The sequence below is a fragment of the Methanoregula sp. genome (assembly GCF_041645475.1).
Classification (GTDB): Archaea; Halobacteriota; Methanomicrobia; order Methanomicrobiales; family Methanospirillaceae; genus Methanoregula.
In genome coordinates this window covers 302,438-327,829 of sequence record NZ_JBAZQA010000002.1, presented here as the reverse complement: position 1 = coordinate 327,829, position 25,392 = coordinate 302,438, and the positions used below count along the sequence as shown (strand labels likewise).

General features: G+C 53.9%; 23 protein-coding genes. 3 read left to right on the top strand and 20 right to left on the bottom strand.

Annotation, left to right across the window (positions count from 1 at the left end; genetic code table 11):
* Positions 1-77: 77 nt before the first annotated feature.
* The 3 genes from WC598_RS03450 to WC598_RS03440 form a co-directional block, all read right to left on the bottom strand.
* Entirely contained in the window at positions 78-1,184 is a 1,107-nt protein-coding gene (locus WC598_RS03450; RefSeq protein ID WP_372960072.1) for a type I restriction endonuclease, read from the bottom strand.
* Between the two features lie 856 nt (positions 1,185-2,040).
* Positions 2,041-3,270: an MFS transporter gene (locus WC598_RS03445; protein ID WP_372960071.1), complete on the bottom strand. Its 1,230-nt coding sequence runs from the start codon at positions 3,268-3,270 to the stop codon at positions 2,041-2,043.
* A gap of 76 nt (positions 3,271-3,346) precedes the next feature.
* Complete coding sequence (locus tag WC598_RS03440; protein ID WP_372960070.1) at positions 3,347-3,772, bottom strand: Sjogren's syndrome/scleroderma autoantigen 1 family protein; 426 nt, start codon at positions 3,770-3,772, stop codon at positions 3,347-3,349.
* Positions 3,773-3,850: 78 nt separating this feature from the next.
* On the opposite strand from WC598_RS03440, the gene WC598_RS03435 reads away from it, so the two are divergent.
* The gene (locus WC598_RS03435) at positions 3,851-4,114 is read left to right on the top strand and encodes a UPF0147 family protein (RefSeq protein ID WP_372960069.1); all 264 of its coding nucleotides are present in this window, start codon (positions 3,851-3,853) and stop codon (positions 4,112-4,114) included.
* Positions 4,115-4,314: 200 nt separating this feature from the next.
* Here WC598_RS03435 and WC598_RS03430 read toward each other — a convergent pair whose 3' ends face one another.
* Complete coding sequence (locus tag WC598_RS03430; protein WP_372960068.1) at positions 4,315-4,656, bottom strand: hypothetical protein; 342 nt, start codon at positions 4,654-4,656, stop codon at positions 4,315-4,317.
* 187 nt (positions 4,657-4,843) lie between these two features.
* On the opposite strand from WC598_RS03430, the gene WC598_RS03425 reads away from it, so the two are divergent.
* Positions 4,844-5,299 carry a ferritin family protein gene (locus WC598_RS03425; protein ID WP_372960067.1) on the top strand — a complete coding sequence of 152 codons (456 nt, stop codon included), beginning with the start codon at positions 4,844-4,846 and terminating at the stop codon, positions 5,297-5,299.
* A 93-nt stretch (positions 5,300-5,392) separates the two neighbouring features.
* Here the strand turns inward: WC598_RS03425 and WC598_RS03420 are convergent, their stop codons facing one another.
* Entirely contained in the window at positions 5,393-6,136 is a 744-nt protein-coding gene (locus tag WC598_RS03420; protein WP_372960066.1) for a DUF2115 domain-containing protein, read from the bottom strand.
* Between the two features lie 62 nt (positions 6,137-6,198).
* On the opposite strand from WC598_RS03420, the gene WC598_RS03415 reads away from it, so the two are divergent.
* Positions 6,199-7,143: a DUF475 domain-containing protein gene (locus WC598_RS03415; protein WP_372960065.1), complete on the top strand. Its 945-nt coding sequence runs from the start codon at positions 6,199-6,201 to the stop codon at positions 7,141-7,143.
* 62 nt (positions 7,144-7,205) lie between these two features.
* Here WC598_RS03415 and WC598_RS03410 read toward each other — a convergent pair whose 3' ends face one another.
* The 15 genes from WC598_RS03410 to WC598_RS03340 all read right to left on the bottom strand — a co-directional run bounded on the left by WC598_RS03410 (position 7,206) and on the right by WC598_RS03340 (position 25,027).
* Positions 7,206-8,321, bottom strand: a complete 1,116-nt coding sequence (locus tag WC598_RS03410; protein ID WP_372960064.1) for a PAS domain S-box protein — start codon at positions 8,319-8,321, stop codon at positions 7,206-7,208.
* The gene (locus WC598_RS03405) at positions 8,308-11,091 is read right to left on the bottom strand and encodes a PAS domain S-box protein (RefSeq protein ID WP_372960063.1); all 2,784 of its coding nucleotides are present in this window, start codon (positions 11,089-11,091) and stop codon (positions 8,308-8,310) included. Before WC598_RS03405 ends, WC598_RS03410 begins: the two co-directional genes overlap by 14 nt.
* A gap of 256 nt (positions 11,092-11,347) precedes the next feature.
* Complete coding sequence (locus tag WC598_RS03400; RefSeq protein ID WP_372960062.1) at positions 11,348-11,899, bottom strand: META domain-containing protein; 552 nt, start codon at positions 11,897-11,899, stop codon at positions 11,348-11,350.
* A 64-nt stretch (positions 11,900-11,963) separates the two neighbouring features.
* A complete protein-coding gene (locus WC598_RS03395) occupies positions 11,964-12,770 on the bottom strand; it encodes a 4Fe-4S binding protein (protein WP_372960061.1) in 807 nt (268 codons plus the stop codon).
* Positions 12,771-12,878: 108 nt separating this feature from the next.
* Positions 12,879-13,295, bottom strand: coding sequence for a secondary thiamine-phosphate synthase enzyme YjbQ (locus WC598_RS03390; protein ID WP_372960060.1), 417 nt, complete (start codon positions 13,293-13,295; stop codon positions 12,879-12,881).
* Positions 13,296-14,016: 721 nt separating this feature from the next.
* Positions 14,017-16,554 carry a DNA gyrase subunit A gene (gene gyrA, locus WC598_RS03385; RefSeq protein WP_372960059.1) on the bottom strand — a complete coding sequence of 846 codons (2,538 nt, stop codon included), beginning with the start codon at positions 16,552-16,554 and terminating at the stop codon, positions 14,017-14,019.
* A complete protein-coding gene (locus WC598_RS03380; RefSeq protein WP_372960058.1) occupies positions 16,544-18,628 on the bottom strand; it encodes a DNA topoisomerase subunit B in 2,085 nt (694 codons plus the stop codon). The genes gyrA and WC598_RS03380 overlap by 11 nt, the downstream gene beginning before the upstream one ends.
* A gap of 124 nt (positions 18,629-18,752) precedes the next feature.
* Positions 18,753-19,898, bottom strand: a complete 1,146-nt coding sequence (locus WC598_RS03375; protein ID WP_372960057.1) for a PAS domain S-box protein — start codon at positions 19,896-19,898, stop codon at positions 18,753-18,755.
* Complete coding sequence (gene ercA / locus WC598_RS03370) at positions 19,882-21,099, bottom strand: alcohol dehydrogenase-like regulatory protein ErcA (protein WP_372960056.1); 1,218 nt, start codon at positions 21,097-21,099, stop codon at positions 19,882-19,884. Before ercA ends, WC598_RS03375 begins: the two co-directional genes overlap by 17 nt.
* A 55-nt stretch (positions 21,100-21,154) precedes the next feature.
* Positions 21,155-21,463, bottom strand: a complete 309-nt coding sequence (locus WC598_RS03365; protein WP_372960055.1) for a hypothetical protein — start codon at positions 21,461-21,463, stop codon at positions 21,155-21,157.
* Positions 21,464-21,512: 49 nt separating this feature from the next.
* Positions 21,513-22,340 (bottom strand): energy-coupling factor transporter transmembrane protein EcfT, encoded by an 828-nt coding sequence (locus WC598_RS03360; protein ID WP_372960054.1) that lies wholly within the window; start codon positions 22,338-22,340, stop codon positions 21,513-21,515.
* On the bottom strand, positions 22,337-23,170 hold the full coding sequence (locus WC598_RS03355) for an ATP-binding cassette domain-containing protein (RefSeq protein WP_372960053.1): 834 nt from the start codon (positions 23,168-23,170) through the stop codon (positions 22,337-22,339). The genes WC598_RS03360 and WC598_RS03355 overlap by 4 nt, the downstream gene beginning before the upstream one ends.
* A 43-nt stretch (positions 23,171-23,213) precedes the next feature.
* Positions 23,214-23,561 carry a PDGLE domain-containing protein gene (locus WC598_RS03350; protein ID WP_372960052.1) on the bottom strand — a complete coding sequence of 116 codons (348 nt, stop codon included), beginning with the start codon at positions 23,559-23,561 and terminating at the stop codon, positions 23,214-23,216.
* Positions 23,558-24,217: a cobalt transporter CbiM gene (cbiM, locus tag WC598_RS03345; protein WP_372960051.1), complete on the bottom strand. Its 660-nt coding sequence runs from the start codon at positions 24,215-24,217 to the stop codon at positions 23,558-23,560. The genes WC598_RS03350 and cbiM overlap by 4 nt, the downstream gene beginning before the upstream one ends.
* 615 nt (positions 24,218-24,832) lie before the next feature.
* Positions 24,833-25,027: a hypothetical protein gene (locus WC598_RS03340; protein WP_372960050.1), complete on the bottom strand. Its 195-nt coding sequence runs from the start codon at positions 25,025-25,027 to the stop codon at positions 24,833-24,835.
* Positions 25,028-25,392: the final 365 nt, after the last annotated feature.

The following is a 25,392-nucleotide window of genomic DNA, read 5'->3' as shown; positions in this document are numbered from 1 at the left end:
TGGATTCCGGATTGGTTCTGCATAAGTTCAGAATCTCTTCACGGTTGACGGCCATCTATTATTGATTGTGGTGAGCTTCATATTTTGATCTGCCGGTTTGATCGTCCGAGATGAGCTGAATAGTTACTAATTTTCTTAAAATGATCTGCCATTTTAAAAAGTTCATTCAGGTTATTGATTGGTATTTTATTTTCAGACCGTGTCTCATTGTCAAAAACTCCGACAGATTTTTGTTTGGTATTGAAATAAAACCGGCAAATTGGTTTTCGATTATTGTCGTCAAACAAGATTGCACAGTAAGATTTTGCATCCCTCATCACGACGCGTGCAGGATCGATTGTTTCCGTTAGAATCGCTTTAACAATATAATAGCCATCATACTCTTCATCAGTTGTGATAATTTCTTCTGTGTCTTCTTCGACAGGTAGTGGTAAACTACCAGTGTTTTGTCCGGAAGGTTGTATTGGTGTCGGCGGTTCCATCGCAGATTTCAACCGGTCATTTATCTTCTCTGATAAAAACTGATTCAATGATTCTTTGGTGATCAGGGTGAATTTATCCTTTGCCTGCTGCGTCAACGTTTTTGGATATACCTGTTTTGCAAAAAATTTTACAAATTCTTCAGAAGGTTTTGAGAATTCGTTGTTGATTATCTGCATTATCTCACGTGTGTACTTTAATTGTGATGCTGTATCTTCAAGTTCGTCAAGATTCAATCCTTGTTTTGTGAATTTCTTTAACTCCGCAATCAAGGGCTCTTTGATGTCAAGCAGATTAATTTCAAGGAAGGGTTTCTGATCCATCTTGTTCTTAGCTTCAAGATCCGTGAAAAATTGATAAACAATACCATTGGTAAGAATTCCAACTTTAGCAGGAGTAACTGAAAAATACCGGAAAAGCTGAGATGCATGTTCTTTACCTAAATCTGCATTGACCGCTTTGCATTCGACAAGAATTACAGGAATGCCCTCTTTCATAATCGCATAGTCAACTTTCTCCCCCTTCTTCGTTCCAACATCGGCAATTAATTCGGGATTTACTTCATTCGGATTGAAAACATCATATCCGAGAATCCTGATAAATGGCATGATGAGTGCATTTTTGGTGCCTTCTTCAGTGGCAATTTTTTCTGAAAGGGCAGGAATATTTTTCGCAAACGCCCGTATCTCGTCAATAAAGTCCATGAAGGAAATATCACAATGCCAATTATTTATTTCTTTATAATTGTGTGCGTATGTGTCGTGAGATAGAGAGCTGATTTCATAAAAAGAAAATCATTTTTTGATTATTACCGTATATTGCGATAAAAAAAATTTAGACGTTGATAGGAGCATCTGATCCACTCAAAAAGAAATAATCTCCGTCGAGTAATAACAATTAATTGTTACGGGCAGGTAAGTGCGTAGCGCAAAACCCGACGAGGCGTTTTGCGCGTAAAGTAATCACAATGGATTAAAAGCAAGGTTTTTATCATAATTTAATAGAAAATGATTTTTAAATTATTTATCAACAAATCACATACGATCAATCTGTTCTCGATCGTGTAAGATCTCGTAACAATCATTCAACGGGAATAAATTTCCCTCTCTAAAAAATTTTGATTCCCTGTCGCCGTCAAGAAGGGCGGCCCGCGGCAGCTTCAATTACCGGAATCTTATTTCGGTAATCTGCCCAACCCCACACTCTCATGGGGGGGTCCCCGGCTGACCCCCCCACCATTTATTTTCTAAAACGATTGAACCCCCCCTCCTGCATAGGGGGGAGGTGTGCGGGAGACCCCCTCCCCACTTCAGACCCGGGGGGCTTTCCCGGTCAGGTTTGAGCGGGCATCGCGGGAGGCGCTCACACCGGAAGATTGCAGAAACGGGAACCAGGTTTCGTGTGCAACAGATGTGCATTCCCCGATTTGAGGTGGGGGGTCCTCAGGTTACCCCCCCTCCATTTATTTTCCAAAACGATCGGACCCCCCCATACCCGCTTGAAAAAATTTCAGCCACCCCCTCACCCCCTGCCCCAAAACGGTGACCGCTGATACCGGCATTACCCGGAAGAACCCGGGGTTCTGTTTCGGACGGACAGGACAAAGATCGCGGTGACGATGACCGTGAGAACAAAGCCGGCAAGGAACCCCTCCGTATAGCCGGCAAGAGTGATGATGACTCCCGTAAACAGCGGGCCGGCTGAATGCCCGATGTCCATGATGGAGGAGAGGGCGCCCATCGATGCGCCGATCTGCTCCTTTTTCGCAACGTCTGCCACGTACGCGCTGGTCGCAACCGTTGAGAGCGACATGCCGGCCCCGAAGACCGCGCTCAGCACGAGAAGACTGAAGAAGTCCGAGGTGAACGGGATCAGGGCAACCGGGCAGCCGGTAACGAGCAGCCCCGAACAGATCTGGACGCGCTTGTCAATTCGGTCGGCGATCCTGCCGAAGAACGGTTTGGATGCGGCGATAATCAGTACCTGGACGGCAAAGATGACGCCAATCTGCCAGGCGCCAAACCCCAGCGAGAAGAGATAGACCGGCAGGAAGGTCTCGAATGCCCCGAAGACAAAGTACGTGGCCATATCCGCCATTGCCGTTGCCCGCAGGTGGCGGTTTGCGATGAATGTCACAAGGCTCTCCCGAAACGCTCCGAACCGGAGCACCGCAAGCGATCCGGGCTCCTCCTCGCGGTACGCCAGCGTCATGTACAGCACGGGCACTGCGGCAAGGGCGGCGGCAACATAGACCAGCCGGTACGGGACCAGGCCCGGAAGGAACAGAAAGACCGAGAGGATGATCCCCCCGGCAAGCGGTGCCAGGGTCCGGCCAACGAGCGTTGCGGAGGAATACCGGCCAAGCATCTCGCCTTTTTCCTCCGGGAACCGCAAGGCAATGATGGCCGCAACAACCGGTCCCAGGATTGCTGTCGCCATGCCATGGAAGAACCGGACCGGTATCAGCCAGAGCGGATCGACAACGAAGAGATAGAGAAGGGGGGCAAGGAAGAAGATGACCCCGGAGGCAACGAGAAGGCGCCGCGTCCCGATATGATCCGCAATCACGCCGACCGGAAAGGAGAAGAGGATGCCGGCAAGCGGAGATACCGCTGCAATGAGGCCCAGCACGGAATCCCCCCCGCCTAATGCCTGGACAAAGAGGGGGAGGACCGGGTTCTTGGAGAGGGTTGTCGAGAATATGGCAAAGAACCCGATCAGGGAAAGGTACCAGACAAGGACGCGGCCGGACAGCGAAGTTCTGCTTAAAGCCGGCAGGTCAGGCGTCATGCCGGGACCAGCTCCCTTTTGTCAGGAATCCAAAAAACAAAAAAGGAACCCATGAGGGGGAACCGGTTGAAAAAAATCAGAGTCTGCAGAGCACTTCGAGCGCTTCGGTCCCGCTCTTCACTGCGTTCATCAGGGTGAGAACCTCTTTTGGGTCCCGCTCGTTCTGGATGCGCAGGCAGAGCGAGTGGATGGTGAAGGCCAGCTCCTCCGTGAGCCCGCTCTCATCGCCATTCTCGCACTCGCAGGAATCCTCGTCGTGATCCATACCACAGGAACAGGACTCGCCGTGTTCATGGTTGTGGGCATGAGCGGCAGCTGCCGGGGCGGCATGGGAGTGCGTATCGGCACTCTGTGCAGGCCCGTTCTCGGCACAGACAACGCAGAGCGTCTTGCCCTTGACTTCAAAGAGCGGGCAGCCGCAGGTCTTGCAGGACTTTTCAAGCATTTTGCCTCCTTTGAGGAGGTACTCTGCCATAATTTCATCATCTTTTCTTAAAGCCATCAGGTCACCGTCGGTTTGATATTCAACCTATATATGCCGGTCACGCATATTAACTACAGGTACCCGGTAGGTGATACCATGCCCAACCCTGAAAAAACTATGGAAAACTGTATCCTGATGCTGCAGCACATCCAGGAAGACAGTTCGATACCCAGAAATATCCGGCGTGTAGCTGATGAGACCCGGACGCTGCTTCTGAACAATTCCAAGGCGATGGGGCTACGCGCCGCGGAAGCAATCTCCAAGATAGATGAAATCTCCAATGATCCCAATATGCCTATCCATGCGCGGACACGGATCTGGGAGCTCGTGTCGCAGCTGGAAACGATTCCTCTCGACTGACACGATCCTTATTTTCTTACCTTTTTGCATTTCACCGGATCCATCCGCCCGAATACCGGCGGACACCGGTTTTATGTGGTGATTCACCGGCCTCCCGCTTTTGCGCATTCCAACCGGATTCATGGCAACGAAAAGCGCGTCCCTGATTGTTTCCGGCCCCGCAAAAAAGGAATCGGGCTGGGGCACGGGACAGGACCCGTTCAGGCTTTTTTATCGATATAGTCCTTGATATCCCGGATGGTATGGAGCATCTCTTCTGAATACGGCGTTACCCGGTAGTTCAGGTTGTTCTCGATCTGCCAGAACCCGCTCTTTTCATCGAAGTGGCCGATGATGTAACAGACGAGAATATAGATGGGCACCGAGAGCGCAATGACCATCGGCAGGGTGAGTCCCAAATGGATGTAGAAAAAATCCTCGAACAGTTTTGCGTTCGCCGTGATAATCCCGAAGTTGAGCACGATCTGGGTCCAGGAGGTTCCCCGCGTATAGCGCTGCTTGAAGAGGGCGAGGGTATAAAGCAACCCGTGATTTCCGGTCATGGGTACATTTTCCGGGCCGGATGTGAAATGGTTTCTCCCAGGATCATTTGGAATCCTTTCAGCATCCCGCACGATCACTTTCGCAACGAATGTGAACCGGGACGATAATTTATGGTAATCCTTAAGGGATGCATAGGTATTATATGCGACCGCACATAATAGGAGTTTAAAAACCAGAGGTGTGCACATGAAGACTGAAGATGTAAAGAAGATCATTTCAACCGCTATTGACCGGGAAGTGGAAGCTTACACGTTTTACCGCAGCATTGCCGACAAGGTTAAGGACAAAAACCTAAAAGCGCTTTTCGATGAACTCGCCGGCGAGGAGAAGAAACACCGGGAGTTCCTGCAGGGTTTTCTCTCAAAGGACGCAGGCAAAATGAAATTCGCTGCAGGGCATGACTACAAGGTAGGAGATGCCCTCCCGTCACCGAAGCTGACGATCGACTTAAAGCCGCTCGACGGCCTGGTCATTGCCATCAAAAAGGAACTTGAGGCAATGCAGATGTATACCCAGCTTGCAAAAGCGGCTGCTGACACCGAAACCCAGCTCCTCTTCTCCCAGCTCGCCAACATGGAGCGGGGACACAAGGCACGGCTCGAGGACATCTACACCAACATGGCATTTCCCGAAGCCTGGTAACGCCCGTCCGGACGCCGGTGCAGCTTCCTGCACCGGTTCTTTTTCCTCATCCCGCAACCCGGTGCAGCCGGTCATCCGCCATTACCGGGTCCGTTAGGAGTCCTCTTTCTGGAGGGCTGGGCAGAAGTTGCAGATGGATGTCGGGACTTCCTTTTCCTTATCCCGGATCAGGCAGTAATAATTCCGGCCCCGCTTTTCCACGGTATACCCTCCCGGAAACGGCATCCCCACCGGGTGTCCCGGCTCATCGAGCACGAACATCGCAAACGCTGATACGAGATAATAGAAGAGGCGGTTCTTCGGGTTGTGGAAGTTCGGATTGCGGTCATGCATCTGCTCCCAGGAAAGGCAGCTGGCCGGGATAATATCGCAGAACGTATGGAACAATTCTTTGTTACGGAGGGGCTCGTTCATGCCGGTAAAAACCCCGGAGCGGTACTTCCTGATGAGCTCGTGGTGTTTCCCGAAGAGCTGCTCGCGGAAATAGGGCCGGATCGCCTCACGGTACGGGGACGGAAGTCTCTCGACCTCGCTGTTGAGTTTCCCGCCAATGATCTGGAGATCGAAGAGGGAGAATGACTGCACTTCTTTTGCAAGGAGGATCCCAAGATCCCCTTTGGTTTCAGCTGCCCGTATGCGGGATACCGCTTCCCGTATCCGAAGCTCCGCATCACGATAGAGGTCTTCTTCGGGCGAACCCGAGGTTTTTGCCACCATATAATCCCCTGGTTGCTCGTTAAAAATCTCTGCCAGCCAGAAGAAATACCTATGGTTGTTCCTCATGACGTGAACCGGGAGCCATGAAAACAGGATGATACTCTGGCGACAGACCGTCATCCCACTTCCAGCGGCATGGCCAGAGTGTTTATAGCGGGATACGATCCATATTTTCCTGATTTATGGACCTCTTCTCCATCACGATCATCATCGCGGGCCTCGTCCTGTTCGAGACGATAACGAGTATTGACAACGCCATCATCAATGCCGAAGTCCTCTCCACCATGAGCGAGCGGGCAAAACGCTGGTTCCTGGTCTGGGGCCTCCTGATTGCCGTCTTTGCCGTGCGGGGTCTCCTTCCCTGGCTCATTGTCTGGCTGTCCTCGCCGTCACTCGGCCCGTTAGGCGCCCTGACCGCAACATTCTCAAGCGACCCGCTCGTGATTGCCGCTATCGAGCAGTCAGCGCCGATTCTCTTAATCGGGGGTGGAACATTCCTCCTCTTCCTCTTCTTCCACTGGCTCTTCCTTGAAACCAAGAATTACGGCCTGAAGAGCGAGAAGTTCTTTGCTGCAAAAGGGGTCTGGTTCTTTGCCATAGTCTCGGTCCTGCTCGCGGGTCTTGTCTGGTTTGCCCTCTCGAAAAACCCGCTGATGGCGTTTGGTGCGGTGATGGGGTCAACCGCATTTTTCATTGTCCACGGGTTCCGGCAGAATGCCGAAATAGCAGAGGCAAAGATGCTGCACAACCCGGGCATGTCGGATTTGAGTAAGATCTTCTATCTCGAAGTGATAGACGCCACATTCTCCATCGACGGCGTTGTGGGAGCTTTCGCCTTCACGATGGCTGTGCCCCTCATCCTCATCGGGAACGGCATCGGGGCATTTGTGGTCCGGGAACTGACCATCCGGAATGTCGAGAACATCAAGAAATACCGGTACCTCAAGAACGGGGCCATGTACTCGATCTTCATCCTTGGGATGATCATGGTGATCGACAGCTTCGGGGTTCACATCCCGTTCTGGGTCTCGCCCCTCATCACGTTCGGGATCGTCGGGTACTTCCTCTGGAGATCGATCCGGGAACTGCCAAAAACCCCAAAAGAAACGATGAGCCCGGCCGAATAATTTTTTTAAAAACCAGCGTAAAAAAGATTTTCTGTGCGAAGAATACTCTCGTGAACCGGTTTTTAGCAGGGATTAATCCAGCCATTGAGCACGATCCCGTCGATCACCGGGTTCCCGTAGAGGTTGCTGATAATGCCCTCCAGGCAGAAAAATTCCCCGTCTGCATTTTTCACTTTCAGGTTAAAGGGTTTCACCATTCCCGGGTTGCTCATGATCTCCTCAAAGAGGCAACCGAGGACGGGCAGTTCCTCTTCAGAAAGCAGGATGGAGAAGGGTTTTCCCACAAGGTGTTCGGCCGAATACCCGAGCAGGCGGTTGATTGACGGGCTGTCATGCCGGAGCGTTGTGTCGTTGTTCAGGATAGCGATGATGTCCGAGGTATCTTCAACAAGCGACCGGAAATATTCCTCGTTCTGCCGGGACTGCTCCTCGTGTTTCTTGTGAGGGGTGATGTTCCTTATATACACGGCATATAAGACGATGTCGTTTTTGGGGTTCCGGACCGGACAGAGGGTGACATCAAACCATTTCCCACTGAATTCTTCTTCAAAGTGACGGGGGATAACCTGGGTAGGGTTGACATTCCATCCCGCCATCTTGGGAGAAAGGATTCCCCGGGTAACGAGTTCCGATACATTCGAACCAATGAGTTCGCTCACCTTCTTTCCGGCCTGTTTGGCAAGAGCAGTGTTCACGGCATGGAACTTTCCGTTGGTATCGACTAGGAACATGATATCCACAATGGCATTTAAGAGGACGCGGGTCGTCTCCTCGCTCATCCGCAGGGCACTTTCCATCTTGTACTTGTAGAGAGCCATCTCGATATTCGTCTTGAGTTCCAGTTCGCGGAAGGGTTTGAGGATATACCCAAACGGCTCGGTGATCTTTGCCCGGGCAAGGAAACTGTCATCACTGTAAGCCGTCAGGTAAATCACCGGCGTGCGGCACTTGGCCCGGATGATATCGGCAGCCTCGATCCCGGTCATCCTGCCGGCGAGCATGATATCCATGAGGATGAGGTCGGGATGGAGCTCCCCGGCATACTTCACCGCCATCTCGCCGGTTGTTGCAACGCCACAGACAACATACCCGAGATCGGTTAAGCTGCTCCTGAGATCCATGCTGGTTACGGCTTCATCTTCGACAATGAGTATTTTTACGTCACTAATAATGGTCACCTGCACTGGGTTCAATAGTAAAATCAATCCGGTATTCCGTTCCGGCGGTACGGTTCAGGGAGATGGTCCCCTGGATCTGTCCCACAAGCGAGTTGATGAGCTGCAGTCCCAGGGAGTCCGTCTGGTCAAGCATTACATGTTCCGGAAGACCGACCCCGTCATCCCTCACAACAAGCATAAAGCGGTCGTCCTCTTTTGTGAGATCAACCTCAATCGTGCCCTTCCGGTTGTGGGGAAAGGCATACTTTATGGAGTTGGACATCATCTCGTTGATGATCAGGCTTAAGGGGATCGCCTTGTTGATGGGGATAAAGATGTTCTCGGCATGAATCCGGATCTCTATGGTCCCGGGGAGTATCCCGTAGGACTGGATGAGATAATCGGCAATTTTTTTGAGATAATCCAGGTAATCGATCTCGGCAAGATTTTTTGACTGGTATAATTTCTCGTGCACAAGGGCTATCGACATCACGCGGTTCTGGCTCTCCCTTATAACTTCCCTGCTCGCATCATCCTTGATGAGCCGGGCCTGCAGGTTGAGGAGGCTTGAGATCACCTGCATGTTGTTTTTCACCCGGTGGTGGATCTCTTTTAAGAGGATCTCCTTCTCTTTTAAGGAGGCTTCCACTTTATCCTGGAGGGCTTTTCTCTCGGTGATGTCCCGTGCAATCCCGCTAAAGCCGATGAAAGTGCCATCCGGGCCGAAATGGGGCGTACCGTTGATCTCAAAGATATGCGGAATGCCCCGTTTGTCCAGAAACGTGAGTTCAACGCCGGATATCGGTTCTTTGACCTGGACATTTCTCTCATGCATCCGTGAGAAAATTCCCATCTGGTCTTTTGGCATGAAGTCTGTCGGGTTTTTCCCGAGGCCGTTTTCCGCGGCATATCCCAGGATAGACGAGACATTCGGGCTGATGTAGGTGATCTCGCCCGCGCTATTGATCTGGAAGACGAGATCATTGGTCTGTTCCACAAGGGACCGGTATTTTTCCTCGCTGACTTTGAGTTCTTCCATCACTTTCTTCCGCTCGCCGGCTTCCGTATGGAGGTCTCTGTTCGTATCGGCGAGCTCCCGGGTCCGCTCCCGGACTTTTTGCTCCAGCTCTGCATAGGCAGTCTGCATGGCATCCTCTGCCCGCTTCCGGTCAGTGATATCCAGAAAACTCTCCAGCAGCAGGGGTTTTCCGGTGATACTGACCGGCATTACTGTTTTTAAGATGGGGATCCGGTTCCCGTTGGCATTGAGAAGGACACATTCAATGAGATCGGTGCTCTTGCCGGGATCGGTTACCGGGCATTTCGTATCGGTATGACAGAGGATCGCAGAACAGACAGATCCTATGAGGTCAACCTTCTTTTTTCCGATCATCATCTCGGCAGCAGGGTTGACGTCAACGATGGTGTAGGTGTCAGGAGCGATTATCACAAGGCCGGTCTGGACAGAGTTGAAGATGGTCTTGAGATATTTTTCACTGCTCATGAGTTCCTGCTCGGCTTTTTTCCGGTCCGAGATATCCTCAAAGGTTTCCAGCGCCCCGATAATGATGCCCTGGTCATCCCTGATCACGACTGCCGTTGCATGAACCCAGGTGCCGGTCCTGCCAAACTTCGGGAAGAAGTCCGTGAATTCAAAAGCGCCGTCAACATAGCGCGACCGGCGGTATTTCCCCTCATAGAGGATGGGAATTTCCTCCAGTTTCCCGTCAACCAGCAGGTCCACGAGAAGCGGGCGGGGCGAGGGATAAAATGCTTTCCAGGGATTTTTCGTGTACCGCACGTCATACGACTGAATACCGCTGTAGCTTTCCAGCGCTTTGTTCCAGTAGATGACCTCGTGATTCCGGTTGATCACGAACTGGGGTATGGAAGATCCGTCGATGATTGCATGCAGCCGCTGCTCGCTTGAACGGATCTCGTTTTCCATACGCTTGCGCTCCGTGATATCCCGGGCAACGGAGAGGGTGAGCTGCCGTGCATGCAGTTCAAAGAGGTGGGCATTCACTTCAACGGGGTACTCGGTGCCATCCTTCTTTTTGTACACTATGTCGAACGTGGCGTGTCCCCGCTTGTGAATGGTCCGGGACAAGACGGCTATTTTTTCTAAAAAGGCTGGCGCAACAATATCCTGCGGGCTCATCCGGAGCAGTTCTTCGCGGGTGTACCCGAGGCAGCTGCAGGCGACATCATTGGCCATGATGTACCGGCCCGGCAGTCCGTCGGGAGACATCTCGTGGACAAAGATCGAGTCGTTGGCGTTGTTGAACAATGTCCTGAACAGTTCCTCGCTCTCCTTAAGGGCGCTCTCCACCCTCCGGCGGTTGACGATCTGCTCGATCTTGTTGATGAGATCCACGTACATTGCCCGGGGATTGCCGCCTTTTGCCAGGTAGAAATCCGCCCCTTCGGCATAGGCCTCGATAACAACGTCCTCGTCTCCCTTTCCCGTAAAGATGATGAACGGGACCGGGTCACCGGCTTTCCTGAGCATCTTTAAAAACTGGACACCATCCGTGCCAGGCATCTGGTAATCGGAGATGATGACATCGTACGAAAAATTCTTGATCTTATTCAGCGCGTCAGGAACGCTGGTGGTTGTTTCGACGAGGAAGTTCCCGTGTTTTTCCAGGTAGATTTTTGTAGGGGCCAGGATGGTTGGCTCGTCGTCAACGTAGAGGACGGAGTATATCGGATTTTTATCACGGTTTTCCCGGGGGAGTGACGGGGGTGTAAGCGATGATGGTGGATCGTTTCCGCTGGTATCACCCATGATATCACTCCCAATGATAATTGTATAGAACAGCGAGAACCTATATGAATTTTTTTATAATGTGTGTTATTACATTGCTCTCGATAAATCGGATGCCGGGCCGAAAAAAACCCGGCCCGGTTCCCGGTATTTCCGTATTGGGGCCCTGGCACAAGGCAAACGTGTGCGTGCAATGCCAGAATGCCGCAGGAGAATGCCTTTGGAACATGTTCGGATCTGACGGAATTGTTGTTACCCGGCTGCCGGGAAAAAAAGGTTACGCAGGCTGGGGGTAATACTGGGTTGTAACCATTGAGCCTGCCTGCTGGAATACCAGGGCATTCTGGGACTTGTCGGTGAGGGTTAACAGGTAGCCGTTCACAACATAGGCACCGGTATTCTGGAGTCCCTGGAGATACGTGGTTTCCTGACTGGAGGTTGCAATGCAGGACTTCTTCGAAGTCGTGATAGGCCCGACGGTCATGCCGCTGCCTTTCGGGGTCATTACGCCAGTCAGGTTGTACGTGGCCCAGTAATTATTGCAGCCACCGTAGCCGGTAAGAGTACCGTCCGGATTTAACGTAAGGGTGATCTCCGTTGTCGGGGTGAGCGGGACGGAACCACCCTGGATTGCCATCGTCTTGACTACCCACATGCCGGCAAGATTCGCCGGGTACGCCGGGGTGGGAACGGGGGTGGGTGTTGTGGGAACGATCGACGGCGGGGCGGTCGGGACCGGGGTTGCGGGCGCAGGTTGCGGGCTGGTACACCCGGACGCAGCAATTCCAACAATAAGGACGAGCAGGAGCGAGAGATGAATATAATTCATACCCGTGAATTAGAGTTCCTGATATTTAAATAATAATAAAAAATGCCGGGGAAACGTCCCCGGTTTACCGTCCCCCGTAGGATCGCACGTGTTTCCAGGCCTGGTGATAGGCAGAAAAACGTGTGTCATCCTCATGGTACATGGCCATATCCTCGCGACCGAACCGTTTCCGGTCCTCTCCCACCGGGCAGACTTTGATGCAGAGCCCGCACGGGGAGATGAAGCGGTTGTTGAGGGCTTCAGACCGGGCCGCACAGGTCTTCTTCTCGGTTAGGCTTTCCGGGTAATCGTGCCCTTCCAGGGCCTTGACCGGGCACGCATTCACGCACTGCATGCAGCGGGTGCAGAGGTTGTCCTGCCGTATCGGATCCGGGGTTATCTCTGCTGACGTGAATATTGAGGCAAACCGGACCCGGGGCCCGAACTCCGGCGTTAAGAGCATGTTGTTGATCCCAAACGTGCCAAGACCGGCAAGGTACGCGGCATGCCGGTGGGAGAAGAAGGCAACCGGCCGTTCTTTCAGGATGCCTATGGACCCGTACCCGTCGCGGGGGATCCAGATCGAGGGATGGCCGAGCCGGGTCAGGGCTTCGGCAATCCGGTACCCGTGCATATCCAGCAGGCTGTTGACGGTACGATAGAGTTCGTGGTAGTGGATCGAGGGCGCGGTCTCCAGGATCGGAAGGCTCACCGGCAGGCCGATCACAATCACGGTCCGTGTCTCGGGGTAGATCGCTTTCGGGCGGAACTCTGCGGGCACCCACGGTTCGAACGGGGGATTGTCCCATTGTCCGGCAGACGCAAAACCCACCAGGGGAATATCGAGGTGCCGGCACATACTGGCAACCCGGTCGCGGATCTCATCGCTCATACTGGTACCATGTCGTTGACGGGGATAAAAGAATTTGGTGGGGGATACACCATGTCTTCATCAATGGATAGTACGGAGACATGGTTAAAAACGCCGGGAAAAACCGGGTTATCCGCCGGTAACCGTGCAGATGATTGTCCGTTCCCGCCCGGCATTGACATCGAGTTCCAGGAGAACGAGCTGCTGCCAGGTACCGCACAGCAGTTCACCGTTTTCCAGAGGAATCATCAGGGAAGGACCCACCAGGGCTGCCCTGACATGCGAGCGGCCGTTGCCATCCCCCCACCGGGTATCGTGGGCATAGGGCAGGTCCTCCGGGGCTACTAGGGAAAGGGAGCGCCGGAGATCGGCAAGGACCCCGGGCTCATATTCGATCGTGGTAAGGGCTGCGGTCGAGTGGGTGACGAAGAGGTGGACAAGACCGGTCTTTATAGTGCTTTTCCTGACCGCATCGCGTACAGGGCCGGTAATGTCGAGGATATCTCCTTCCCGTTCAGAGGTAATTTTCAGGGTGGTGCGGAACATGATTTCTCCTGAGAGCCGGTATTGCGCCGGGGATGAAAATCATTTCTCCGGGAAATAATCCCGGTCTTATTCACCGGAGTGTGTTTTGCTGAAAAAAAATTGTAAGGGAAGAGGTGGTGAACCGCCCGGGATACCTTTACGACGGGGGGAACGTGGGGGTCACATCATATTTTTTTAGGATTCGACTTCCAAAAAAAACGGAACCATGAACGAATCTTCCCCGGGTTCGACATCTCCGGGACAGAACGGGGCAGGCCTTTTTTTACGGGATCCACCACATCGGATGACATTTATCGTAATCGCAAGTACCCGCACGGTAACACCCCACGGGTCATATCCGGCCCACCCCTTTTTCATGGAGATGTGAGCCCTTCCGATCCGGGGCAGCCAGCTAAAAAAAAGAAAGGTAATGTACTATTCCAGTCTCTGAATCCAGGAAGGGTTTACGGAGTGAAAAAAGGTAAAAAAAACCTGCCTAAAATTTAATCCAAAAAAGTAAATTCGTTTTGGAGCGGAAATTCTGACGCGCCAGGGGCTTCACCCCGCCGCTATGGCGCCCCGGTTGCGATAGTGCTGTATTACCTGAATCGGGATTTTTGGTACTACCGGGGAATCGCATGCGCCCCCGCCCCCAATGGGGGCAGGGCTGGCGCAAAGGGGGGGCGGACTATTGTAAAAGATAGATGTTAGGTGCTGGATTGGCACATTACCCAAAAAAGAATTATTCCAAGGAATTATCCGGTGCGGGGGGAAGAGCCGCAGATTCCGGTTGTGTTCCGGCATCCGGTCCCGCTTCGATCACGGCCTCCGGATCCGCCGGGACAAACGCAATGCCGACAACCTTATCCTTGTCATCGAGACGCATGACCCGGACTCCCTTGGTCCCGCGACCGATGATCCGGAAATCGCCTACCGACATGCGGATGACAACACCTGACGCGGTCATCGCAACGATCTCGTCGGTATCGGATACGGCCCGCGACTCGATGATCACGGCATCGCGTTCCAGCTGCATGTTGCGAACGCCCATGGTTCCCCGGCCGTGACCCCGGAACTCGTCGAACTCGCTCCGCTTGCCATACCCGACATCGGAGATGGTGAGGAGGTGGTCCTTCTCAAGGAGCGTGACTGCCACGATCGTGTCCTCGCCCTTGAGCTTCATGCCCCGGACCCCGATGGCATTCCGGCCAACCGTCCGGACGGTCTCCTCGTGGAACCGGAGGCTCTGGCCGAACCGGGTGGTGAGGATGAGCTCGTTGTTGCCGTTTGTCAGGATGACATCGACAAGCGAGTCGTTCTCCCGAAGCCGGATGGCGTTGGTACCGGTGGACCGTGGGTAGCGGAACTCGTTGAGCTTGATCTTGATGGCCTGGCCTAATTTCGTGGCGAACAGGAGGTTCTTGTCCTCGCGGAACTCGCGGACCGGGAGAACGGTTGTCACCACTTCGTCCTTGAGGTTGAGGAGGTTGACGATCGGTTTTCCTTTTGCAATCCTTGAACTCTCGGGGATCTGGTAGACCTTGAGCCAGTAAATCCGGCCAAGGTTCGTGAAACAGAGGAGGTAATCCTTTATGCCGGCCACAAAGACCGAATCAACGAAGTCCTCGTCCTTCGTGGTCATACCGGTTATACCGTGACCTCCCCGCTTCTGCTGGCGGTAGGTGTCGATGTCGATGCGCTTGATGTAGTTTGCCGTGGTGATGGAGACAAGAACCGTCTTGTCCTCGATGAGATCCTCGTTGGAGAGGTCGCTCGTATCAAGGGCGATCTGTGTCCTGCGTGCATCCCCGAACTTTGTCGAGATCTCGCGCGTCTCGCGGCGGATCTCGTCCTTGATGTTGGCCTCGCTCGACAGGATGGTCTCAAGCCGGGTAATCTCGGCAACGAGCCCTGCCTTCTCATCAATAATCTTCTGCTGTTCCAGTGCCGCGAGACGACGGAGCTGCATCTGGAGGATCGCATTTGCCTGGGGCTCGTCAAGCCCGAACCCGACAATCAGGGCATTCCTTGCATTGTCAACGGTATCGGATCCCCTTATCGCTGCAATGATCTGGTCGATCTTCGAGAGAGCAACCAGGAGCCCGTTGAGGATATGGACCTTGTCCTCTGCCTTCTTCAAGTCGAACTCTGACCGGCGCCGGATCACTTCGATGCGGTGGTGGACGAAATTCCCAAGGAGCCCGTGAAGGTTGAGGATCTTGGGCTGGCCGTCAACAATGGCAAGATTGGATGCCCAGAAACTGGACTCAAGCGCCGTGTTCTTGTACAGGTTGTTGAGGATGACTGCCGCCATGGTTCCCTTGCGGAGCTCGAAGACAACCCGTATCCCGTCCTTGTCCGATTCATCGCGGAGGTCCGTGATACCGTCAATCTTCTTGTCCTTGACCATCTCTGCAATGATGGTGATCCACTGGGCCTTGTTGACCTGGTACGGAAGTTCGGTGACAATGATCCGGTCGCCCCGGTTGCCGCCTTCAGACTCCTCGATATTGGCAACACCGCGGACAATGACCCGTCCCTGGCCGGTGGCGTAAATGTTCCTGACGCCCTCTACGCCCATGAGAACCCCGCCCGTGGGGAAATCGGGGCCCGGCATGATGCGGAGCAGATCGTCGACCGGGATCTCCGGGTTCGTAAGGTATGCATCCACCGCTGCGCAGACTTCCCGTAAGTTGTGCGGCGGCATCTTGGTTGCCATACCAACGGCAATACCGTCAGTACCGTTCACGAGAAGGTTGGGGATTTTTGCCGGGAGGACCGAGGGCTCTTCGAGCGACTCATCGTAGTTCGGGAGGAGCTTGACCGTATCCTTTTCAATGTCCTCAAGGAGAGCTTCTGCATAGGGGAAGAGCCGGACTTCGGTGTACCTGCTTGCTGCCGCAGAGTCGCCGTCGACCGATCCGAAGTTCCCCTGCCCCTGCACGAGCATGTGCCGGTACGAGAAGGGCTGGGCCATCTTGACGATCGTGTCGTAGATGGACGAATCGCCGTGCGGGTGGAACTTACCCATCACTTCACCGACAACCCTCGCACTCTTCTTGGTGGGCTTGTCGGAGGTGTTTCCCATCTCCCACATGGCAAAGAGCGACCGGCGGTGGACGGGTTTGAGCCCGTCGCGGACATCGGGAATGGCCCGGCCGATGATGACGCTCATCGCGTAGTTGATGTAGGAGGTCTTCATCTCCTGCTCGATGCTGACCGGCTCGATCCTGTGGGTGAGCGGCCCCGATGCCGGTGGCAGATCTTTCTCAGATGTCAAGGTTGGTCACCTCCTTTGCATGGCGGGTGATGAAATTTTTCCGGATCTCCACGTCTTTACCCATCAGGGTCTTGAAGATCTCGTTCGCTCCCATCGCGTCCTCGATCGTGACCTGCCGGAAGATCCGGTTCTCGGGGTCCATGGTCGTGTCCCAGAGCTGCTGGGCATTCATCTCACCAAGACCCTTGTACCGCTGGACAGAGACTCCTTTCTCGCCCATGGAGGCCGAGACTTTCTGCATCTCCTCTTCCTTGTACACGTACACCTCTTCCCTTCCTTTCGAGATCCGGAAGAGAGGCGGCTGGGCGATATACACGTAACCGGCCTCGATGAGCTTGAGCATGTACCGGTAAAAGAACGTGAGGAGCAGGGTCCGGATATGCGCCCCGTCCACATCGGCATCGGTCATGATCACGATGTGGTGGTAGCGGGCCCGCTCGGTATCGAACTTCTCGCCGATGCCGGTCCCGATGGCGGAAATCAGGGTCTGGATCTCGGCGTTCTTTAAGATCTGGTGTTCGCCGGCCTTCTCCACGTTGAGGATTTTCCCCCGGAGGGGAAGGATGGCCTGGAACTTCCGGTCCCGGCCACCTTTTGCCGAACCACCGGCAGAATCTCCTTCAACAATATAGATCTCGGACTTTGCCGGGTCGCGTTCCGAGCAGTCGGCCAGTTTTCCTGGAAGGCCTGCACTCTCGAAGGTACTCTTGCGCCGTGCAAGGTCGCGGGCGTTCCGTGCAGCTTCCCGGGCTTTTGCCGCAGAGAGCGCTTTTTCGATAATGATCTTGAGGACGGCCGGGTTCTCATCGAAATATTCGCTCAGCGCCGAATAGACAAGCGAATCGACAAAACCCTTGACGTTGCTGTTCCCGAGCCTCCGCTTGGTCTGGCCTTCGAACTGGGGATTGGCCATCTTGACCGAGACAACCGAGGTCAAGCCTTCCCTCACATCCTCGCCGCGAAGCTGGAGGGTGGCGTTCTCCTTGACCAGGCCGTTTCTCTTTGCTACCGTATTGATCGTGCGGGTGACGGCGCTGCGGAATCCTTCGAGATGGGTCCCGCCCTCAGTGGTATTGACCGAGTTCACGTACGAGTAGATCTTCTCATCGTACGCGGTGGTGTACTGCATGGCGATCTCGAGTTCGAGCTTGTTCTCCGGGTCTTTTCTTGAGATATCGATTGGCGTCGGGTGGAGACATTCGGCACCTTCGTTAAGATACTTGACGAACTCGGTGAGCCCGCCCGCGTAACAGTAGGTAGCCGTGTCGCTGGTCCGCTCATCGGAGAGGATGATCGTGAGGCCGGCATTCAGAAAGGCCAGTTCCCGCAGCCGGTGGGCAAGGACATCGTAGTCGAAGGTTGTGGTCTCGAAGATGGTTGCATCCGGGACAAAATGGATCCGGGTACCGGTTATCTTCACGCCAAACTGCGAGAGGAACAGGGCCCGATTCTCGCGGGCGGTCTCGACCGGATCGATGACCGGTGCTGCGGAGAGGTCCTGCTGGCCCCCGGCCGTTGCCGGGAGAGGGACCTCCGTGGGGGTGAACGGGGCCGGCTCGCCGTACCACTGCTGGTACCGGACGAGCAGCTCAGATAACGTTTCCTCACGCTGCATAAGCGAGGAAGTCATCTTTCCCTGGGAAAACCGCATCTCGTAGATCCGGCCGTCGCGGTAGACCGTTGCGGAGAGCCAGTTGGAGAGGGCATTGACAACCGAGACACCAACCCCGTGGAGACCCCCGGATACCTGGTAGGTTGCCTTGTCGAATTTTCCACCGGCATGGAGGACGGTCAGCACCACTTCAAGGGCGCTCTTGCCGGTCTTCTCCATCGTGTCCACCGGAATACCACGCCCGTTGTCCACAACGGAGATGGAGCCGTCACGGTTGATGACGACAGCGATCCGGGAACAGAAACCAGCGAGTGCCTCATCTATGGAATTGTCCACGACTTCATACACAAGGTGGTGTAACCCCCGTGTGTCAGTGCTCCCGATATACATTGCCGGGCGCTCGCGGACTGGAGTGAGGCCTTCCAGTACGGTGATATGCGATGCATCGTACGTCTCAGTCAAGGAAAACAACTCCTAAAAAAAATACAGGTATAATACCCTGTGGTTATCACAATACATATTGGGTTGCACAGATATTAAGGGTAATCCCAGCTGTTTTTCAGGCGGAAAGAAGCTGAAGAAAAAATCAGCCCGGAGACTCTCTTTCCGTAGCAGTCCGGAACGTTCCGGCAGGAGCCAGGATCTCGAAGCGGAGGTGCCCCGGATCACCGGCCTCACGGATGGAAATGGCGGTGATATCCAAAACTTCCCGGATAAAAAAGAGACTGTGGGTCTTGTCAATGGAATTCTCCCAGGAGAACACGTTCTCTTTCTCGCTTTCGGGAATGCCCGTGCCCTCTTTTTCGAGCGTGAGGAGCAGGCCTTCAGCGGAAGCGCTGTGGGTGATCGTGATCTCCGCTGTGATGCTGCCATGGAGGTAGAGATACTCTATGAGGTGCACCAGCCCTTTTTCAAGTAGCGTATCTGAGAGAATCTCGTACTTTTTTAAGTCAGGCGCCCTGGAGTGGGTAACCGGCGGGAGGTGGGAGAGGGCTAACAGGACCACTTCGCTGAAGTTCTGCCAGAGCGGCTCCTGTGCACCCACATCCCGGTAATTTTCGGCAAAGGAGATATGGCGCTGGATCTCGGTGATCGTTGAACTGAGTTTTCCAAGGATCGTTGCTTCTTCAGGGTGTTTTGCTATCTGTTTGAGCACATCCAGGTATGCCCGGACAATGAAGACCTGGCTCTGGATCTCGTTCCGGGTGAAGAAGTTGATCAGGTTGAGTTTCTTCTGGGCCCGGAGAAGAGCCCTTTCGTACATCTTCCGGTCGCGGATATCGTGTGCAATGATCACACCATAGTCGTTCTCATCGAACGTAACAAACCGGATCGAGAGTTCCACGGGATACTGCTGTCCGTCCGCGGAGATGAGATTGAGCTCGGTCTTCTCCTGGGTTCGGGATGCAGCGGCGCTGCTGATGAGGGACCAGAACCGGTCCCGCTCTCCGAAAGCAACCAGCGCCTCGACCGGCATGGTGCGGATCGTGTCCATGGGATAGCCAAGGAGGTTGCTGCAGGCACGGTTTGCGTCCACGGCGGGCGCATCCCCGGCCTGGATAACGAGGATGAGATCGTTTGTCTCGTCAATGAGGGAGCGGAACCGTTCCAGGTCAGCGAGGCGCTGCTGGAGGAGCGGGTAATAACTTTTATGGATGGAGCTCTCGCCCATCCCGATGATGCGTTCCCGCATCGCGTCCCAGTCACGGCTGTTGTCAGAGGGCGGCTGCATAGATTGCCTCGATATCTTCCTCTGCGGGACGCCGGGGGTTGGTGGCCATGCAGACATCGCGGAGGGCATTTTTTGCAAGATTACCGATATCCTCGCGCCGGACCCCGATCGATCCCAGGGTTTCGCACATGCCAAGGGTTTTTCTGAACTCCTGGATGCGGGCGGTAAGGTTCTGCGATTCCTGCCCGGTTTTATCCGGTCCCATGCAGGCCTTCATGAGATCATTGATGGTATCGTACCGTTCCTGCGATGCCGGGTAATTGTAGGCGATAACGGAATCGAGGAGGAGGGCATTGCAGAGCCCGTGCGGGAGATCGAGCGAGCCGCCGAGCGCGTGGGCCATGGCATGGACGGCCCCGAGGCTCGCATTGGAGAAGGCAAGGCCCGCATGGAGGCTCGCAAGCATGGTCTCGCCCCGGTACCCGATCTCCCCGGGATGTGCAACGGCACCCGGAAGGTACGTTGTGATAAGCCGGATCGCTTCCAGGGCGTGGAGATCCGTGACCGGTGAACTCGCGTTGGAGACATAGGCTTCGATGGCGTGCGTAAGCACGTCGAGGCCGGTATGGGCGGTGAGCGCCGGGGGCTTCGAAAGGAGGGTCTCCGGATCGATGAGCGCAATATCGGGAACCAGGGCTTTACTCACGAGCGCCATCTTGACGTTCCGCGCCGGGTCCGTGATGATGGCGAACTGGGAGACATCGGCACTCGATCCGGCCGTTGTCGGGATGCAGATGAGCGGGGGACAGGGTACACTCACCCGGTCAACTCCTTCGAACTCGGCGATATCCCGGTGGTTTGAGGAGACGATGCCAATGCCCTTTGCACAGTCAATGACCGAGCCGCCGCCAACAGCTACAATGGCGCTGCACCCGCCCGTTTCGAATACGCCGGCACCCTCCATGACATTTGCAGCCCGGGGGTTCGGTACAACATGCGTGAACCGCTCATGGGCAATGCCGGAGGTTTCCAAGCTTTGCGTAACATCCTTAACAATGCCGGTCTTTTCCACCCCCGGGTCGGTCACCAGGAGGATCTTTTTTGCCCCGTAATTTTTCGCGTACCGCCCGGCAAGGCTGCGGGCACCGGTCCCGAAGATAAATTCAGGGGCAACGAATTTTCTCAGCTCAAATGTCCTCACGATATACGCACCTCCGTTTCTCACGGGATTTTTCCGGTCCTCGCGGTTATTTTCTGGCAAGAAGGTTACACGTCATTCCTCTATTTAAATTTAAAGACCGGGGTATCCATTCTGGTCAGAAAAAGTCCCCGATGCAGGCATCCGCAATGCCCAGGTCCTTATCGAGGGCAACGATCAGCCGGTTGAGCGTTATCACCACGTCCCGGGCATCCTCGGCATCCATGGTTCCCGGCTGGTGCCAGATCACTTTTTTCCGGAGCAGGGTCGTGAGCTCCTCAATCTCCGTTCCCCGGAATTTCTCCGGAACGGTGAGGCCGGCAACATGATCCCCGGCCCCGGGCCAGGCCTGGGCAGGAGGAAGGGCAAAATGTCGTGCAATCAGGACAATGCTTGTTACAAAACCATGACCGAACGGGTACGTCATGACCGTGTTTTTAGGGGGAGATCAAAAAAAGGTTTGTGCAGGGGCACGATCAGAAAAGGGTAAACGAGGTTATCCAGGTTACCACGGGTACGATGATGATAAACGCCAGGGACAGCGACAGGAAGGTCCATTCAGTTCTCCGTAACGGTTTTCGTGCAACAAAGAGAAAACTGTCCCTCCCGTACCCCCGGCAGAGCATGCTCGTGTACACCCGCTCGCCCTGTTCGTACGAGCGGATGAACATCGTTCCAATCGTGTACCCGAGCTGCGTGAGCCGGTAGCGGTAGGGAAGATGGCGGTCGAATGCATCGAAGCATTTTGTCTTTAATGTCTCGTTGATCTTACGGAACATGTACCCGAAAACGAACAGGTACCGGATCATCATGCCGAGGGCAAGCGCAAATTCGGCCGGCAGCCCCATCCGTGCCCCCCCTTCGAGCATGTCGTGCATCTTTGTTGTCGAGGACAACAGGATAATGAACGAGATGCATACCACGAACTTGACAAGCAGGATGAACGCAAACTCAATGGACTCGGCGTAGATGCAGATCCCGAAGGGAAGGTTCATGACAACGTGATAATCGGTGTAATACTTGTTCTTCAAAAAGATCTGGAAGAAGATGATGATTCCCCAGAGCGAGACAATGGTAAGAGCACGTCTGATATATGTGAGCGGGGAGAGCCGGGAGCAGCCCCACAGGATGATGAAAAACAGAAAGAAAATTGCCCCCACCGTATAGATCATGGTCGAGTAGGGCACGGCAACGAGCGCAATGATTGCAGCAAATGCGATTGCGATCTTTACCCGGGCATCGAGCCGGTGGATGATGCTGTCGCGGTAAGCATCCCGCTCGATCTGGAAGAGCTCTTCAATCATGATCGTTTGCCAAATGCTTTAAGAAGCGCATCTTCGGCTTCGTTATACGTGTAGGCCATCGATACTTCGACCCCGTTCTCCTGGAGGGAGCGGAGGAGCCGGGGCAGGACCGGCACATCCAGCCGCACGGATTTGAGCATGTCCGGCTGCACGAAGATCTCCTCAACGGTTCCCGAAGCAACGATCCGTCCTTTGTCCATGACATAAATGTAATCGGCAACTTCGGGAACGAGACCTACATCATGGGTGGAGAAGATGACCGTCATACCGTACTGGGATGAGAGGGTGTTGATGAACCGGTTGAGATCGGCAACCCCCTTGGGATCCAGCCCCGCGGTCGGTTCATCGAGCACGAGGACTTCCGGCTCCATCGCAATCACGCCGGCAATGGCAACCCGTTTCTTCTCGCCCCCGCTTAAGTGGTGCGGCACCCGGCCGGCCAGGTGCTCGATTCCCACGACCCGCAGGGATTCATGCACGCGGTGGTGGATGGTTTCTGCATCAAGCCCGAGGTTGGTGGGGCCAAAGGCAACGTCCTGCTCAACAGTCGGGGAGAAGATCTGATCGTCCGGATTCTGGAAGACGATGCCCACGAATTTCCGGATCTCCTTTATGTTCTGTTTGGTTATCGGTTCGCCACGGACAAGCACAGAACCGGAGGTTGGTTTGAAAATACCGTTGAAGTGCTTGAAAAGCGTGCTCTTTCCTGCACCGTTCGATCCGATGACCGCAATGCGGGCATTTCGCGGGGCAATGAAATTGATGTTGTTTAAGGCCGTGACTTTCCCGGGATAAACATAGCAGAGGTCGCGGGTCTCGATCAGGTGCATGAGTATAGGAACTGGGCTGAAAAAAGGTAAAGTCCTATTGGTTTTATTTTGCCGGTTTGCCAGAACATCTCTTGATACCATAGGCGATTCCAAGCACCACAATGAATGCAAGTATCGTACCCACGACAATAGCAACCAGTCCTCCGGCCGATCCCATCTGTTCCCCAAGCGAGTAGTCCGGCATGGGTGAGGAGTAGGCGAACTTGCCGTTCAGGTCTTCCTTGATCTCGGCATCGGGAGGGGTTGCTCCGGTTATGGTTTTTTGTCCCTGGACAACGAGTGCGGTGCTTTCGAGCCCATCCGGATCACCCGAGGCCGTGAAGACCGCCACAACGCCGATGAGGAGGGCGATGATGATGCCGGCTGCAAGGAAGGTCTTGTTATCCATCATGATGTACCAGCCCCCGGTGCGTCTGCTGGTTTTACTCCCGTATCCACAAGGTCCGGGCGGGCACTGGTGATCAGGTAGATGGCAGCCACCGTGACCAGACCTTCGATGATGCCGATGATCGCATGGTAGAGTCCCATGGCAATAAGCCCTTCCCGGAGCGGGAACGTACCGGCAAAATACATCTCAACTGCGCAGGCCAGCGCCGGGATCAGGCAGGCGAGCCAGGCCGCGATGAATGCCGAAACGGGCATGCTTCTCGTTATGCCCATGATTCCTTTGAACGAGTAGAACCCGACAAAGCCGCCGATCACGCCCATGTTGAGGATGTTGGCACCCATGGTCGTGATGCCGCCGTCGCCGAACAGGACGCCCTGGACGATGAGCACCATCGTTAAGATGAAGACGGCTGCAAACGGCGAGCCGAGAACTATTGCCACGAGGGCCCCGCCCACGAGATGCCCGCTTGTTCCCATTGAGACGGGAAGATTGAAGGACTGGAGGGCAAAGACGGCTGCTGCAAGGACCGCAACAAGCGGAAGTTTCTCTTCGTTCATTTCGTTCTTTGCCCACCGCAGTGCAAGGGCGATAAAGACAAGGGCGACAATCCAGTAGATTGCGCCCTGCCAGATGGGAATGAATGCATCGGGTATGTGCATGGGGTCACCTAAAAGTCAGTATTACAATTATACAATTGTGTAGCACCAGAAATGTTAAAAAGGTTGTTCTTTGGTTATCAGATCTGAAATATTTCAGAAAAAAATTGAAATCTGGATATGGAACAGATTTTTGTTAAAAACAAGGATTGCATTCCCGGGTTAAGAAACGATGGATATAGTCGGTGGCAATTACCCTTCCGCACAATCAATACCAGCATTACTATCCGGCAAAACCCCTCCGAAAAATGAGCCTCACAATCGCGCTCCGTCAGACTCCGGCCGTATGGGTAACCGGAAAGGACATTTCCGGATGCGATTCCAGAGGCAGTGGATGCCCTTCTCTGGTAGCGTTTCCGCAATGCATTTGGCAAAAACGGCCATATTGGACGATTCCTGACAGCATGCCCAATCGGGGCCCGATACGCGGTTTTCCGTAAGGGGATGATAGAAAACCGGGCCCGTACAGGCCGATTTGGGGCGGGGAAACCGGGAACCATGAAGAAGGAAGTGTTCCTGAACGACCGGAATCGGGGGATGGATAAACACCGGGCACCTTCCCGTTTCGCATTTCTGACAAGGGTGCGGTCCGGAGGTCCGGACAAATTTTTGAAAAAGTTATTTTTTGGATTTTACAGCAGGTTTTGCTGCAGGTCTGGATGATGAGGTCTGTTTTGGATTGTCTTTCTTCGGTTCTGCCTTTTTGGATTCTGGCGTTCTGACTTCTGGTTTTTTCCTGGTTTCACCCATCCGGTTTTCAACTCCACTACTCAGGTTTTTACAGTACATCCGGGGGATGAGATCAGAAAGCACGCTTCACCAGACAGTCGGGGTCTCCGGGCAGACAGATGAAGAGCAGGTATCATCACCCCGCATACAATTATGCCGGGGCCAGTAATAAAAATTTTTTATTTTGTATGAATAGGTGTGATTTGTTTATATTATCAAAAAGAGAATTAAGGGAAGAGTTGTTATGGATTCTGTTGTTAGAGGACATGCATTGAGAAAGTAAGCTGCCGGCTTCCTGACCTACTGACTGCAGTGATACATCTCACCAAATCACCATTGGGGGGGGAAAGGTATAATAATTTTACTTTTTTGTATGAATTTTTAAAAAATACTAATTTACAACATAGGAAAGGACATTTTGTTATCGTTCCGATGGATGCACAGAATAG

Excerpts from the sequence above, each read along its gene's own strand:
- WC598_RS03450 (WP_372960072.1), bottom strand. The coding sequence starts at position 1,184 with ATGGACTTTATTGACGAGATACGGGCGTTTGCGAAAAATATTCCTGCC.
- WC598_RS03445 (WP_372960071.1), bottom strand. The coding sequence starts at position 3,270 with ATGACGCCTGACCTGCCGGCTTTAAGCAGAACTTCGCTGTCCGGCCGC.
- WC598_RS03440 (WP_372960070.1), bottom strand. The coding sequence starts at position 3,772 with ATGGCTTTAAGAAAAGATGATGAAATTATGGCAGAGTACCTCCTCAAA.
- WC598_RS03435 (WP_372960069.1), top strand. The coding sequence starts at position 3,851 with ATGCCCAACCCTGAAAAAACTATGGAAAACTGTATCCTGATGCTGCAG.
- WC598_RS03430 (WP_372960068.1), bottom strand. The coding sequence starts at position 4,656 with ATGACCGGAAATCACGGGTTGCTTTATACCCTCGCCCTCTTCAAGCAG.
- WC598_RS03425 (WP_372960067.1), top strand. The coding sequence starts at position 4,844 with ATGAAGACTGAAGATGTAAAGAAGATCATTTCAACCGCTATTGACCGG.
- WC598_RS03420 (WP_372960066.1), bottom strand. The coding sequence starts at position 6,136 with ATGACGGTCTGTCGCCAGAGTATCATCCTGTTTTCATGGCTCCCGGTT.
- WC598_RS03415 (WP_372960065.1), top strand. The coding sequence starts at position 6,199 with ATGGACCTCTTCTCCATCACGATCATCATCGCGGGCCTCGTCCTGTTC.
- WC598_RS03405 (WP_372960063.1), bottom strand. The coding sequence starts at position 11,091 with ATGGGTGATACCAGCGGAAACGATCCACCATCATCGCTTACACCCCCG.
- WC598_RS03400 (WP_372960062.1), bottom strand. The coding sequence starts at position 11,899 with ATGAATTATATTCATCTCTCGCTCCTGCTCGTCCTTATTGTTGGAATT.
- WC598_RS03395 (WP_372960061.1), bottom strand. The coding sequence starts at position 12,770 with ATGAGCGATGAGATCCGCGACCGGGTTGCCAGTATGTGCCGGCACCTC.
- WC598_RS03390 (WP_372960060.1), bottom strand. The coding sequence starts at position 13,295 with ATGTTCCGCACCACCCTGAAAATTACCTCTGAACGGGAAGGAGATATC.
- WC598_RS03375 (WP_372960057.1), bottom strand. The coding sequence starts at position 19,898 with ATGCAGCCGCCCTCTGACAACAGCCGTGACTGGGACGCGATGCGGGAA.
- WC598_RS03365 (WP_372960055.1), bottom strand. The coding sequence starts at position 21,463 with ATGACGTACCCGTTCGGTCATGGTTTTGTAACAAGCATTGTCCTGATT.
- WC598_RS03360 (WP_372960054.1), bottom strand. The coding sequence starts at position 22,340 with ATGATTGAAGAGCTCTTCCAGATCGAGCGGGATGCTTACCGCGACAGC.
- WC598_RS03355 (WP_372960053.1), bottom strand. The coding sequence starts at position 23,170 with ATGCACCTGATCGAGACCCGCGACCTCTGCTATGTTTATCCCGGGAAA.
- WC598_RS03350 (WP_372960052.1), bottom strand. The coding sequence starts at position 23,561 with ATGATGGATAACAAGACCTTCCTTGCAGCCGGCATCATCATCGCCCTC.
- cbiM (WP_372960051.1), bottom strand. The coding sequence starts at position 24,217 with ATGCACATACCCGATGCATTCATTCCCATCTGGCAGGGCGCAATCTAC.